We start from the raw sequence: 13,716 nt of genomic DNA, 5'->3' as shown, positions 1-13,716 counted from the left end.
TGACGCCTTTTCACCGAGGCTGTTTGGATTCGGACGAATGACAAGATTCCATTAGCCACGCCCGCTGACACCGGGCCAACGAAGAACTTTGAACCATGGCCACTATCCACGTAGACGGCAAAGCGCTCGAAGTCGACGGGGCAGACAACCTGTTACAGGCATGTCTGTCGCTGGGCCTCGACATCCCTTATTTCTGCTGGCACCCCGCGCTCGGTAGCGTCGGGGCCTGCCGCCAGTGCGCGGTCAAGCAGTACACCGACGAGAACGACACCCGTGGTCGGATCGTCATGTCCTGCATGACCCCTGCCACCGACAACACCTGGATCTCCATCGACGATGAAGAGTCCAAGGCCTTCCGCGCCAGTGTCGTCGAATGGCTGATGACCAACCATCCGCACGACTGCCCGGTCTGTGAGGAAGGCGGTCACTGCCACCTGCAAGACATGACCGTGATGACCGGCCACAACGAGCGCCGTTATCGCTTCAAGAAGCGCACCCACCAGAACCAGCAACTGGGCCCGTTCATCTCCCACGAGATGAACCGCTGCATCGCCTGCTACCGCTGCGTACGCTTCTACAAGGACTACGCCGGCGGCACCGACCTGGGCGTATTCGGCGCCCACGACAACGTGTACTTCGGTCGCGTTGAAGACGGCACCCTGGAAAGCGAATTCTCCGGCAACCTCACCGAGGTCTGCCCGACCGGTGTGTTCACCGACAAGACTCACTCCGAGCGCTACAACCGCAAATGGGACATGCAGTTCTCGCCGAGCATCTGCCATGGCTGCTCCAGCGGTTGCAACATTTCCCCAGGTGAGCGCTACGGCGAACTGCGCCGCATCGAAAACCGCTACAACGGTTCGGTGAACCAGTATTTCCTCTGCGACCGCGGTCGTTTCGGCTATGGCTATGTCAATCGCAAGGATCGCCCACGCCAGCCGCTGCTGGCCGACGGCACCAAGCTGAGCCTGGACGCAGCCCTGGACAAGGCCGCCGAGTTGCTGCGCGGCCGTAACATCGTTGGCATCGGTTCGCCCCGAGCCAGCCTGGAAAGCAACTACGCCCTGCGTGAACTGGTCGGTGCCGAGCACTTCTACAGCGGCATCGAAGCCGGTGAGCTGGAGCGCATCCGCCTGGTCCTCGACGTGCTGAAGAACAGCCCGCTGCCCGTGCCGACGATGCGTGACATCGAAGACCACGACGCGGTGTTCGTCCTTGGCGAAGACCTGACCCAGACCGCCGCCCGCATGGCCCTGGCCCTGCGTCAGTCGGTCAAGGGCAAGGCCGAAGCGATGGCCGACGCGATGCGCGTCCAGCCATGGCTCGACGCCGCCGTGAAGAACATCGGCCAGCATGAGCTGAACCCGCTGTTCATCGCCAGCCTGGCTGAAACCAAGCTCGACGACGTGGCCGAAGAATGCGTCCACGCCGCCCCTGACGACCTGGCGCGCATCGGTTTCGCCGTGGCCCACGCCCTGGACGCCAGCGCCCCGGCCGTCGAAGGCCTGGACAGCGAAGCAACCGGCCTGGTCCAGCGTATTGCCGATGCCCTGCTGGCGGCCAAGCGTCCATTGATCATCGCCGGTACCTCGCTGGGTTCCAAGGCGCTGATCGAAGCCGCCGCCAACATCGCCAAGGCCCTGAAGCTGCGCGAGAAGAACGGCTCCATCAGCCTGGTCGTACCGGAAGCCAACAGCCTCGGCCTGGCCATGCTCGGTGGCGAGTCGGTCGATGCCGCATTGCAGGCAGTGATCGACGGCAGCGCCGACGCTATCGTGGTGCTGGAAAACGATCTGTACACCCGTACCGACAAGGCCCTTGTCGACGCGGCCCTGAGCGCGGCGAAAACCGTGATCGTCGCCGACCACCAGAAAACCGCCACCACCGACCGCGCCCACCTGGTGCTGCCGGCGGCGAGCTTCGCCGAAGGCGACGGGACGTTGGTCAGCCAGGAAGGTCGCGCACAGCGTTTCTTCCAGGTCTTCGACCCGCAATACCTGGACGCCAGTATCCTGGTGCACGAAGGCTGGCGCTGGCTGCATGCCCTGCGCGCTACCCTGCTCAACCAGCCGATCGACTGGACGCAGCTGGACCATGTCACCGCTGCCGTGGCGTCGAGCACCGCGCAACTGGCCGGCATCGTCGACGCCGCACCGTCCGCCGCGTTCCGCATCAAGGGCTTGAAGCTGGCCCGTGAACCGCTGCGCTACTCCGGCCGCACCGCGATGCGCGCCAACATCAGCGTCCACGAACCGCGCACCCCGCAAGACAAGGACACCGCGTTCGCCTTCTCCATGGAAGGTTACTCGGGCTCCGCCGAACCGCGCTCGCAAGTGCCGTTCGCCTGGTCGCCGGGCTGGAACTCGCCGCAGGCCTGGAACAAGTTCCAGGACGAGGTCGGTGGTCACCTGCGTGCCGGTGACCCTGGCACCCGCCTGATCGAAAGCCAGGGCGATGGCCTGAACTGGTTCGCCAGCGTGCCGCGTGCCTTCAACCCGGCGCCGGGCACCTGGCAGGTCGTGCCGTTCCATCACCTGTTCGGCAGCGAAGAGAACTCTTCCAAAGCCGCACCGGTACAGGAACGCATTCCGGCCGCCTACGTGTCGCTGGCCAAGTCCGAAGCCGATCGCCTGGGCGTCAACGACGGTGCCCTGCTGAGCCTGAACGTGGCCGGCCAGACCCTGCGTCTGCCGCTGCGCATCAACGAAGCATTGGGCGCCGGCCTGGTGGCCCTGCCGGCCGGCCTGGCGGGAATTCCGCCGGCGGTATTCGGTAAAACCGTTGACGGTCTGCAGGAGGCAGCGCAATGAGCTGGTTCACCCCTGAAGTGATCGACGTGATCCTGACGGTACTCAAGGCCATCGTGATCCTGCTGGCCGTGGTGGTCTGCGGCGCGCTGCTGAGCTTCGTCGAACGACGCCTGCTGGGCTGGTGGCAGGACCGCTACGGTCCGAACCGCGTCGGCCCGTTCGGCATGTTCCAGATCGCCGCCGACATGGTCAAAATGTTCTTCAAGGAAGACTGGACGCCGCCGTTTGCCGACAAGGTGATCTTCACCCTGGCACCAGTGGTGGCCATGAGCGCCTTGCTGATCGCCTTCGCGATCATCCCGATCACCCCGACCTGGGGCGTGGCGGACCTGAACATCGGCCTGCTGTTCTTCTTCGCCATGGCCGGCCTGTCGGTGTACGCGGTGCTGTTCGCCGGCTGGTCGAGCAACAACAAGTTCGCCCTGCTGGGCAGCCTGCGGGCCTCGGCCCAGACCGTGTCCTACGAAGTGTTCATGGGTCTTGCGCTCATGGGCATCGTGATCCAGGCCGGTTCGTTCAACATGCGCGACATCGTCGAGTACCAGGCCCAGCACCTGTGGTTCATCATTCCGCAGTTCTTCGGCTTCTGTACCTTCTTCATCGCTGGCGTGGCCGTGACTCACCGTCACCCCTTCGACCAGCCGGAAGCGGAACAGGAACTGGCCGACGGTTACCACATTGAATACGCCGGCATGAAATGGGGCATGTTCTTCGTCGGTGAGTACATCGGCATCATCCTGATCTCGGCGCTGCTGGTGACGCTGTTCTTCGGTGGCTGGCACGGTCCGTTCGGCATCCTGCCGCAACTGTCCTTCGTCTGGTTCGCCCTGAAGACTGCGTTCTTCATCATGCTGTTCGTCCTGCTGCGCGCCTCGATCCCGCGTCCGCGCTACGACCAGGTGATGGATTTCAGCTGGAAGTTCTGCCTGCCGCTGACCCTGATCAATATGCTGGTGACCGCTGCGATCGTTTTGATGAACGCGCCCGCGGCCGCGGTTCAGTGAGGATTTGACCCATGTTCAAATATATTGGCGACATCGTTAAGGGTACCGGTACCCAGCTGCGAAGCCTGGTCATGATCTTCGGCCATGGCTTTCGCAAGCGCGACACCCTGCAATACCCGGAAGAGCCGGTTTACCTGGCACCGCGTTATCGTGGCCGCATCGTACTGACCCGCGACCCCGATGGCGAAGAGCGCTGCGTGGCCTGCAACCTGTGCGCCGTGGCGTGCCCGGTAGGCTGCATCTCGCTGCAGAAAGCCGAGACCGAAGACGGTCGCTGGTACCCGGACTTCTTCCGCATCAACTTCTCGCGCTGCATTTTCTGCGGCCTCTGCGAGGAAGCATGCCCGACCACCGCGATCCAGCTCACGCCGGATTTCGAAATGGCGGATTTCAAACGTCAGGACCTGGTGTACGAGAAAGAAGACTTGCTGATTTCCGGTCCCGGTAAAAACCCTGATTACAACTTCTATCGTGTTGCAGGCATGGCCATTGCCGGTAAGCCGAAAGGCGCCGCGCAGAATGAAGCCGAACCGATCAACGTGAAGAGCTTGCTGCCTTAAGGAAGAAAGATGGAATTCGCTTTCTATTTCGCATCCGGTATTGCTGTGGTCTCCACGCTTCGCGTGGTCACCAACACCAACCCCATACATGCCCTGCTCTACCTGATCATTTCGCTGATCGCCGTGGCCATGACGTTCTTCGCCCTCGGCGCGCCGTTCGCCGGTGCCCTGGAAGTGATCGCCTACGCCGGCGCCATCATGGTGCTGTTCGTGTTCGTGGTGATGATGCTGAACCTGGGCCCGGCCTCGGTGCAGCAGGAACGCACCTGGCTCAAGCCGGGCATCTGGGCCGGGCCGGTGATTCTCGCCGCGCTGCTGCTGGGTGAACTGCTGTATGTGCTGTTCGCTCACCAGAGCGGCCAGGCCATCGGCCAAACCACCGTAGGCGCCAAGGCCGTGGGCATCAGCCTGTTCGGTCCGTACCTGCTGGTGGTCGAACTCGCCTCGATGCTGCTGCTTGCCGCAGCCGTCACGGCGTTCCACTTGGGCCGTAACGAGGCGAAGGAGTAATCACATGCCTGCTATCCCTCTCGAGCATGGTCTGGCGGTTGCCGGCATCCTGTTCTGTCTCGGTCTGGTCGGCCTGATGGTCCGGCGCAACATTCTGTTCGTGCTGATGAGCCTGGAGGTGATGATGAACGCCGCCGCCCTGGCCTTCATCGTCGCGGGCGCTCGCTGGGCGCAGCCGGATGGACAGATCATGTTCATCCTGGTGATCAGCCTGGCAGCCGCCGAGGCCAGTATCGGCCTGGCGATCCTGTTGCAGCTGTATCGCCGCTTCCACACTCTGGATATTGACGCTGCCAGTGAGATGCGCGGATGAACCTGATCTTTCTGACTTTCGTATTCCCCCTCATCGGTTTCCTGCTGCTGTCGTTCTCTCGTGGACGCTGGTCGGAAAACCTCTCGGCGCTGGTGGGCGTCGGCTCCATCGGCCTGTCTGCCATCGTCGCGGCTTACGTGATCTGGCAGTTCAACGTCGCCCCGCCAGAAGGCGGCGTGTACGTGCAGGTGCTGTGGCAGTGGATGGCGGTGGAAGGCTTCACGCCGAACTTCGCCCTGTATCTGGACGGCCTGTCCATCACCATGCTCGGCGTGGTGGTCGGCGTGGGCTTCCTGATCCACCTGTTCGCCTCTTGGTACATGCGCGGTGAAGCCGGTTACTCGCGCTTCTTCGCCTACACCAACCTGTTCATCGCCAGCATGCTGTTCCTGGTGCTCGGCGATAACCTGTTGTTCCTGTATTTCGGCTGGGAAGGCGTGGGCCTGTGCTCGTACCTGTTGATCGGTTTCTACTACAGCAACCGCAACAACGGTAACGCGGCACTCAAGGCGTTCATCGTGACCCGGATCGGCGACGTGTTCATGGCCATCGGCCTGTTCATCCTGTTCCAGCAACTGGGCACGCTCAATATCCAGGAACTGTTGGTCAAGGCTCCCGAGCACTTCAAGGTCGGTGACTTCTGGATCGTCCTGGCGACCCTGATGCTGCTGGGCGGCGCCGTCGGTAAATCCGCGCAACTGCCGCTGCAAACCTGGTTGGCGGACGCAATGGCCGGCCCTACCCCGGTCTCGGCGCTGATCCACGCGGCAACCATGGTGACCGCCGGTGTCTACCTGATCGCCCGTACCCACGGTCTGTTCGCCCTGGCGCCGGACATCCTGCACCTGGTGGGCATCGTCGGTGGCGTGACCCTGGTCCTGGCCGGTTTTGCCGCGCTGGTCCAGACCGACATCAAGCGGATCCTCGCCTACTCGACCATGAGCCAGATCGGCTACATGTTCCTGGCCTTGGGCGTCGGCGCCTGGGAAGGCGCGATCTTCCACCTGATGACCCACGCGTTCTTCAAGGCGCTGCTGTTCCTTGCCTCCGGTGCGGTGATCGTGGCCTGCCATCACGAGCAGAACATCTTCAAGATGGGCGGCCTGTGGAAGAAGCTGCCGCTGGCCTATGCCAGCTTCATCGTCGGCGGCGCGGCCCTGGCGGCGTTGCCATTGGTCACCGCCGGCTTCTACTCCAAGGACGAGATCCTCTGGGAAGCGTTCGCCAGCGGTAACCAGGGCCTGCTGTATGCCGGCCTGGTGGGTGCGTTCATGACCTCGCTGTACACCTTCCGCCTGATCTTCATCGCGTTCCATGGTGAAGCCAAGACCGAAGCCCACGCCGGCCATGGCATCGCCCACTGGCTGCCGCTGTCGGTGCTGATCGTGTTGTCGACCTTCGTCGGCGCAATGATCACCCCACCGCTGCACGGCGTACTGCCACAAAGCGTCGGCCATGCCGGCGGCGAAGCCAAGCACAGCCTGGAAATCGCCTCGGGTGCCATCGCCCTGGCCGGTATCCTGCTGTCGGCGCTGCTGTTCCTGGGCAAGCGTCGTTTCGTCACGGCCATCGCCAACAGCGGCCTGGGCCGTATCCTTTCGGCCTGGTGGTTCGCTGCCTGGGGCTTCGACTGGATCTACGACAAACTGTTCGTCAAGCCATACCTTGCGATCAGCCACATTCTGCGCAAAGACCCGCTCGACCAGACCATCGGCCTGATCCCGCGCATGGCCAAGGGCGGCCACACTGCCCTGAGCCGTACCGAGACCGGTCAACTGCGTTGGTATGCGGCTTCCATGGCGGCTGGCGCCGTGCTGGTTATCGGCGCCATCGTGCTGGTAGCGGTCTGATATGAACCTTGCGAACTTGCGAAAGGAAACGAGCCCGTCATGATTCTGCCCTGGCTAATCCTGATCCCCTTTATCGGCGGCCTGCTGTGCTGGATCGCGGAGCGCTCCAGCTCCACGCTCCCGCGCTGGATTGCGCTGCTGACCATGTCCCTGGAACTCGCGCTCGGCCTCTGGCTGTGGGCGACCGGCGACTATTCATTGGCCCCTGCCCCCGTTGCCAATCCGACCTGGGCGCTTGAGTTCAAGCACCTGTGGATCGAGCGCTTCGGCATCAGCGTGCACCTGGCCCTCGACGGCCTGTCGTTGCTGATGATCCTGCTGACCGGCCTGCTGGGTATCCTCTCGGTCCTGTGCTCCTGGAAAGAGATCCAGCGCCACGTCGGCTTCTTCCACCTGAACCTGATGTGGATCCTGGGCGGTGTCGTCGGCGTGTTCCTGGCGCTGGACCTGTTCATGTTCTTCTTCTTCTGGGAAATGATGCTGGTGCCGATGTACTTCCTCATCGCGCTCTGGGGTCACAGCTCGGCGGACGGCAAGAAAACCCGGATCTACGCAGCGACCAAGTTCTTCATCTTCACCCAGGCTTCCGGCCTGATCATGTTGGTGGCGATCCTGGGCCTGGTACTGGTGAACTTCAACAACACCGGCGTGATCACCTTCAACTACGCCGACCTGTTGAAAGTGCAGATGTCGCGCACCACCGAGTACGTGCTGATGCTCGGCTTCTTCATCGCCTTCGCGGTGAAACTGCCAGTGGTGCCGCTGCACTCCTGGCTGCCGGACGCCCACGCCCAGGCACCGACCGCAGGCTCCGTGGACCTGGCTGGTATCCTGCTCAAGACGGCGGCCTACGGCCTGCTGCGCTTTGCGCTGCCGATGTTCCCCAACGCCTCGGCCGAGTTCGCGCCGATTGCCATGACCCTGGGTCTGATCGGGATCTTCTACGGTGCGTTCCTGGCGTTCGCCCAGACCGACATCAAGCGTCTGATCGCGTTCTCCAGCGTCTCGCACATGGGCTTCGTGTTGATTGGCATCTACTCCGGCAGCCAGCTGGCCCTGCAAGGCGCGGTGATCCAGATGCTGGCCCACGGTCTGTCCGCGGCGGCACTGTTTATCCTCAGCGGCCAGCTGTACGAGCGCCTGCACACCCGCGACATGCGTGAGATGGGTGGCGTGTGGTCGCGCATCGCCTACCTGCCGGCCATCAGCCTGTTTTTCGCCGCTGCCTCCCTGGGCTTGCCAGGTACCGGTAACTTCGTTGGTGAGTTCCTGATCCTGATCGGCACGTTCGCCAGTTCGCCGTGGATCATCGCCATCGCTACGTCCGGCCTGGTGTTCGGCTCGGTCTACTCGCTGATCATGATCCACCGCGCCTACTTCGGTCCGTCCAAGTCGGACGAAGTGTTGCGCGGCATGGACGGTCGCGAACTGATCATGGTGCTTGGCCTTGCGGTGCTGCTGGTGTACCTCGGCGTCTACCCGCAACCGTTCCTCGACACCTCTGCCGCCACGATGCATGGCGTGCAGCAGTGGCTCGGCACCGCCTTCTCTCAACTCGCTTCGGCCCGGTAAGAGCGCTATGGAATTCACGATTCAACACTTTATCGCGCTTGCGCCGCTGTTGATCACCAGCGCCACGATCATCGTGGTGATGCTGGCGATCGCCTGGCGCCGCAATCACGCCCAGACCTTCCTGCTGTCGGTGGCGGGGCTGAACCTGGCCCTGCTGTCGATCCTGCCGGCCCTGAAAGTCGCACCGTTGGCGGTCACACCGCTGATCCAGATCGACAGCTTCGCCTGCCTGTACATGGCGCTGATCCTGGTCGCCACCCTGGCCTGCGTCACCCTCGCCCACGCTTACCTGGGCGATGGCGGCTCGGGTTATCCGGGCAACCGCGAAGAACTGTACCTGCTGATCCTGATGGCCGCCGCCGGTGGCCTGGTCCTGGTCGGCGCGCAGCACCTGGCCAGCCTGTTCATCGGCCTGGAACTGCTGTCGGTTCCGGTCTATGGCCTGGTGGCCTACGCCTTCTTCAACAAGCGCTCCCTGGAAGCCGGCATCAAGTACATGGTGCTGTCGGCGGCCGGTTCCGCGTTCCTGTTGTTCGGCATGGCGCTGCTGTACGCCGAAGCCGGCACCCTGAGCTTCGTCGGTATCGGCCAGGCCCTGGCGGCCACCGGCCTGCCAAGCCCGATCGCGCAACTGGGCCTGGGCATGATGTTGATCGGCCTGGCGTTCAAGCTGTCGCTGGTGCCCTTCCACCTCTGGACCCCGGATGTCTATGAAGGCGCCCCGGCGCCAGTGGCCGCGTTCCTCGCCACTGCGTCGAAAGTGGCGGTGTTCGCGGTCATGGTGCGACTGTTCCAGATGTCGCCGGTGGCCAGCAGCGGCGTGCTGAGCAACGTACTGACCATCATCGCCATCGCGTCGATCCTGTTCGGTAACCTGCTGGCACTGACCCAGAGCAACCTCAAGCGTCTGCTGGGCTACTCGTCCATCGCCCACTTCGGCTACCTGCTGATCGCCCTGATCGCCAGCAAGGGCCTGGCCGTGGAAGCCATCGGCGTGTACCTGGTCACCTACGTGATCACCAGCCTCGGCGCGTTCGGCGTAATCACCCTGATGTCCTCGCCATACAACGGCCGCGACGCCGACGCCCTGTACGAATACCGCGGCCTGTTCTGGCGCCGTCCGTACCTGACCGCCGTGCTGACCGTGATGATGTTGTCTTTGGCCGGCATCCCGCTGACCGCCGGCTTCATCGGCAAGTTCTACATCATCGCCACCGGCGTCGAGGCTCATCAATGGTGGCTGGTCGGCTCCCTGGTGCTGGGCAGTGCCATCGGCGTGTTCTACTACCTTCGCGTCATGGTCACCCTGTACCTGATGGAACCGAACCTGCGTCGCCACGACGCCGAGTTGCACTGGGAGCAGAAAGCAGGCGGCGTGATGCTGCTGGCTATCGCCGTACTGGCGTTCTTCCTCGGTGTGTACCCGCAGCCGTTGTTGACGTTGGTGCAACAGGCCGGCCTGACGGGCTGATCGCTAGAAAGGTGAAGTCACAAAAAACCCGTATCGCGAGATACGGGTTTTTTTATACCGGAGAGATCAAGGGTCATGAAAAGGCCCTAGCCGCCTAACTTTCCGTAGGAAAAAACACCCTCCCTACAATGAGTCTCTGCCATTTGACATTGCACTTGTAGGAAGTCTCCCAAACTGCGTCGAGACCCTCGCAAAGCAATGGAATTCCTTTCTTGAACTGATTCAGGCTGACGTCCTTTGAACAACCACCGATGCGCAACACGCAGGTGCCAGGGACATCCCATGTCAGACCAACCCATTCTCTTCTTCGACCACAGCCGCCACACCCTGCGGATCTCCAAGATCGACGCCCAGCTCGATGTCCTCGCCTTCGAAGGCGTCGAACAACTGAGCCGGCCCTACCACTACCGCGTCGAATTCACCTGCACCGAGCACGACCTGGCGGCGCAAGACCTGCTCAACGGCTACGCCTATTTCAGCCTGCATCCCGCGCCGCCGCGCCTGCCTCGTGGGGTCCCGTTGCCGGTGAGCAAGCCGCTGCGCACGTTCAATGCCGCGGTCACCGGTTTCAAGCGCCTGTCCGGGTCCCGCGACGAGGCCCGCTACGAAGTCACCTTGCAGCCACGTTTTGCACTGCTCGCCCGGGGCAAGCAGTTCCGGATCTACCAGCACCAGTCGGTGCCGGAGATCGTCGAGCACATCTTGCGCAGTCGCCACGGCTTCGAGGGCCAGCACTTCTACTTCAAGCTGGTGCGCGAGTACCCGCGGCGCGAGCAGGTCATGCAATACGACGAAAGCGACCTGGCCTTCATCGACCGTCTGCTGGCCGAGGTCGGCATCTGGTACCGGTTCGTCACTGACGAACGCCTGTACATCGACGTGGTGGAGTTTCGCGACGACCAGCGGCATTACCTGCCCGGCGTCGAGCTGGCCTATCAACCGCAATCGGGCCTGGCCAGCACCGGCCAGGACAGTGTCTGGGGCTTGCAGACGGCCCATCAGGTGGTGGACAAGCACATCCATTTTCGCGCCTACCATTACGGCGATGCCCTGGCCTTTCTCGACGGCGAGGTCGACCAGAGCCGGCGCGCCAAGGGGACCTACGGCGAGGCCTACCACTACGCCGAGCCGTATCGGGTGCTGGGCGACCGTCTCGACCAGGACGAAGACCTGCAAAGCGAGAGCGGTTTTTTCTACGCGCGCCTGCGCCACGAACGCTACCTCAACGACCGCACGCGCCTGAGCGGCACCAGCAGCAGCGCCGCCCTGGCGCCGAGCCAGGTGCTGAAGATCGCCGGCGCGCCCCAGGCTTTCGCCCCAGGTGCGGTGATCGTGCAACTGACCACCACCGCCGCCCGCGACCGCAGCTTCGTCGTCACCTTCGAGGCGATCCCCTATGCCAACGAGGTGTGCTACCGCCCGCCGGTGCTGCCCAAGCCGTGCATCAGCGGTACCGTGCCGGCGCGGGTCAGCAACCCGCAGGCCAACGACCCCTACGCCGAGATCGACCTCGACGGGCGCTACCGGGTGCACTTTCTGTTCGACCGCGACACCTGGCAACCCGGCCGGGAAAGCCTGTGGATGCGCCTGGCGCGGCCTTACGCCGGCGACACCCACGGCCTGCACCTGCCGCTGCTGGCCGGCACCGAAGTGGCGGTCGCCTTCGAACAGGGCGACCCGGACCGCCCCTACATCGCCCACGCCCTGCATGACAGCGACCACCCCGACCCGGTGACCTTGCGCAACTACAAGCGCAACGTGCTGCGCACCCCGGCCAACAACAAACTGCGCATGGACGACAGCCGCGGCGAGGAACACATCAAACTCAGCACCGAGCACAGCGGCAAGAGCCAGCTCAACCTCGGGCACCTGGTAGACGCTGACAAGCGCAAACGCGGCGAAGGGTTCGAACTGCGCAGCGACGGTTGGGGGGCGATACGCGGGGGCAAGGGGTTGTTCATCAGTGCTGATGAGCAGCCACGCGCGACGGGTATGCAGCTCGACATGGAAGACGCCATCAATCAATTGGAAAGTGCGCTGTCCCTGGCGCGTTCACTGGCCAGCGCTTCACGTAGCGCTGAAGCGATACCCAGCGATGTCGAGAGCCAGAGGCGTTTGGGCGAGGCGCTGAAGAATCTGAAACGGCCCGGCGTTCTGGTCCATGCCCCGAGTGGAATCGGCATGGTCAGTCCCGAGGCCGTATGCCTGGCCTCGGGGGCTGAAAGCGTCGGCATCGTGGCAGCACACAATGCCGATATCAGCGCCGGGCGCAACTTTACCGCCGCCGCACAGGACGCTGTCAGCGTGTTGGCGCGCAAGGCCGATCTGCAACTCAAGGCCGCAGAAGGCCAGATCAAACTGCATGCCCAGAAAAGCGATTTGCATGCGCTGGCTAAAGCCGACGTCAAGGTCGAGAGCACCAGCGGACGCGTTGAAATAAGCGCTGCGCAAGAATTGGTACTCCACTGTGGTGGCGCCTATATCCGCCTGAAGGATGGCGAGATCGAGCTGGGGGCGCCGGGCAATATCTACCTCAAGGCGCTCAATGTGGAGAAACTCGACGGCACTACGCTAGATACCCCGGCCACGCCTTTGCCTGCCGGTTATAGCGGTGTCTATGAGCTTAGAAATCAAGTCCAGGCAGCCAAGCCATTTTCTCGTTACCAAGTCACGACCCAACAAGGAGACATATTCACCGGCGTAACCGACAAGGATGGCCGGACCATGAGCATCAACACCCTGGTGCCCGGGGACCTGAAGCTCGAAATGCTGGATTCGCTGTTCGATGAACAACTTCACCTGGTCGATCCGAACGGTAAGCCGGCAAGCAATCTGAAATACCGCGTCACCCTGGCGGATAACAGCTCGTTTGAAGGCATGACCGACGAGCAGGGTTATACGCAGCGCATCGTGACCCGGGAACCGGCCCGGATCAGTCGTTTGTCCCTGTTCCCACCCGAAGGCGTGAAGCCGATCTGTTGCGCTGCGCAGAACGCCCAGGCCCCACTGGAGATCGACCTGAGCGCCATGAATATCTCGACCAACGATACGGGCGTGGGTACTTCCATCCAGGTCGTGCCGTTGCCCAAAGGTAAGTCTCGTGCATTGACACCGGGTGAAATCGCCATGTCCAGAGTTATATTCAAAGAATCGATTAACTACAGTAAAGTCAAAATTCACCACGGTGGCTGGTGGTTATTCTTTGGTTTTCAGAACACGGCTGTCACACCTAATGGAGAAATGTATTTTCCAGAAAGCACAAAATTCTACAGAGATGATTTCTCTACTACCGGGGACGACAGGGATAAAGCGCTGTTCATGCACGAATTGACCCATGTTTGGCAATACCAACTTGGGTACCCTGTTAAACAGGCCGGACTGACTGTAACCAGCCGTGGAGAGGATGCCTACAAATACACCTTGGCAGAAAGCAGGAATTTTTCCGACTACAACATGGAGCAGCAAGGTGAAATCGTTTCGGACTATTATTTGATTTGTATTCTTCGCAACCCACGGAGGGTATGGAGCCGAAGTAATATTGGTAAAAGCCCGGAACTCCTTGCTTTAACGGTTAAGAGTGTTTTGGATGACCCTGCCAACCGTTCTAACCTCCCAGGCTGAGGCGA

9 protein-coding genes are annotated in these 13,716 nt (G+C 62.2%); all 9 read left to right on the top strand.

Features of this window, described 5'->3' with window-relative positions; translation table 11 throughout:
- Positions 1-95: 95 nt before the first annotated feature.
- Positions 96-2,810 (top strand): NADH-quinone oxidoreductase subunit NuoG, encoded by a 2,715-nt coding sequence (gene nuoG, locus ACLEJQ_RS05560; protein ID WP_440792916.1) that lies wholly within the window; start codon positions 96-98, stop codon positions 2,808-2,810.
- Positions 2,807-3,814: an NADH-quinone oxidoreductase subunit NuoH gene (gene nuoH / locus ACLEJQ_RS05555; RefSeq protein WP_440792914.1), complete on the top strand. Its 1,008-nt coding sequence runs from the start codon at positions 2,807-2,809 to the stop codon at positions 3,812-3,814. Before nuoG ends, nuoH begins: the two co-directional genes overlap by 4 nt.
- Positions 3,815-3,825: 11 nt before the next feature.
- The gene (nuoI, locus tag ACLEJQ_RS05550; RefSeq protein WP_024779320.1) at positions 3,826-4,374 is read left to right on the top strand and encodes an NADH-quinone oxidoreductase subunit NuoI; all 549 of its coding nucleotides are present in this window, start codon (positions 3,826-3,828) and stop codon (positions 4,372-4,374) included.
- Between the two features lie 9 nt (positions 4,375-4,383).
- Entirely contained in the window at positions 4,384-4,884 is a 501-nt protein-coding gene (nuoJ, locus tag ACLEJQ_RS05545) for an NADH-quinone oxidoreductase subunit J (RefSeq protein WP_440792912.1), read from the top strand.
- Positions 4,885-4,888: 4 nt separating this feature from the next.
- The gene (nuoK, locus tag ACLEJQ_RS05540) at positions 4,889-5,197 is read left to right on the top strand and encodes an NADH-quinone oxidoreductase subunit NuoK (protein WP_017131317.1); all 309 of its coding nucleotides are present in this window, start codon (positions 4,889-4,891) and stop codon (positions 5,195-5,197) included.
- Positions 5,194-7,047 (top strand): NADH-quinone oxidoreductase subunit L, encoded by a 1,854-nt coding sequence (gene nuoL / locus ACLEJQ_RS05535; protein ID WP_440792910.1) that lies wholly within the window; start codon positions 5,194-5,196, stop codon positions 7,045-7,047. The genes nuoK and nuoL overlap by 4 nt, the downstream gene beginning before the upstream one ends.
- Positions 7,048-7,086: 39 nt before the next feature.
- A complete protein-coding gene (gene nuoM / locus ACLEJQ_RS05530; protein ID WP_440792908.1) occupies positions 7,087-8,619 on the top strand; it encodes an NADH-quinone oxidoreductase subunit M in 1,533 nt (510 codons plus the stop codon).
- 7 nt (positions 8,620-8,626) lie between these two features.
- A complete protein-coding gene (nuoN, locus tag ACLEJQ_RS05525; protein WP_440792906.1) occupies positions 8,627-10,090 on the top strand; it encodes an NADH-quinone oxidoreductase subunit NuoN in 1,464 nt (487 codons plus the stop codon).
- A 282-nt stretch (positions 10,091-10,372) separates the two neighbouring features.
- Complete coding sequence (locus tag ACLEJQ_RS05520; protein WP_440792904.1) at positions 10,373-13,711, top strand: type VI secretion system Vgr family protein; 3,339 nt, start codon at positions 10,373-10,375, stop codon at positions 13,709-13,711.
- Positions 13,712-13,716 lie beyond the last annotated feature (5 nt).

It is taken from the genome of Pseudomonas sp. SMV71, from assembly GCF_052042015.1.
In the GTDB taxonomy this organism is placed as follows: Bacteria; Pseudomonadota; Gammaproteobacteria; order Pseudomonadales; family Pseudomonadaceae; genus Aquipseudomonas.
This window is presented reverse-complemented; position numbering and strand designations above follow the sequence as displayed.

Bases quoted from the DNA above. Each gene is read 5' to 3' on its own strand.
- nuoN (WP_440792906.1), top strand. From the start codon at position 8,627: ATGGAATTCACGATTCAACACTTTATCGCGCTTGCGCCGCTGTTGATC.
- nuoM (WP_440792908.1), top strand. From the start codon at position 7,087: ATGATTCTGCCCTGGCTAATCCTGATCCCCTTTATCGGCGGCCTGCTG.
- nuoH (WP_440792914.1), top strand. From the start codon at position 2,807: ATGAGCTGGTTCACCCCTGAAGTGATCGACGTGATCCTGACGGTACTC.
- nuoK (WP_017131317.1), top strand. From the start codon at position 4,889: ATGCCTGCTATCCCTCTCGAGCATGGTCTGGCGGTTGCCGGCATCCTG.
- ACLEJQ_RS05520 (WP_440792904.1), top strand. From the start codon at position 10,373: ATGTCAGACCAACCCATTCTCTTCTTCGACCACAGCCGCCACACCCTG.
- nuoJ (WP_440792912.1), top strand. From the start codon at position 4,384: ATGGAATTCGCTTTCTATTTCGCATCCGGTATTGCTGTGGTCTCCACG.
- nuoG (WP_440792916.1), top strand. From the start codon at position 96: ATGGCCACTATCCACGTAGACGGCAAAGCGCTCGAAGTCGACGGGGCA.
- nuoL (WP_440792910.1), top strand. From the start codon at position 5,194: ATGAACCTGATCTTTCTGACTTTCGTATTCCCCCTCATCGGTTTCCTG.
- nuoI (WP_024779320.1), top strand. From the start codon at position 3,826: ATGTTCAAATATATTGGCGACATCGTTAAGGGTACCGGTACCCAGCTG.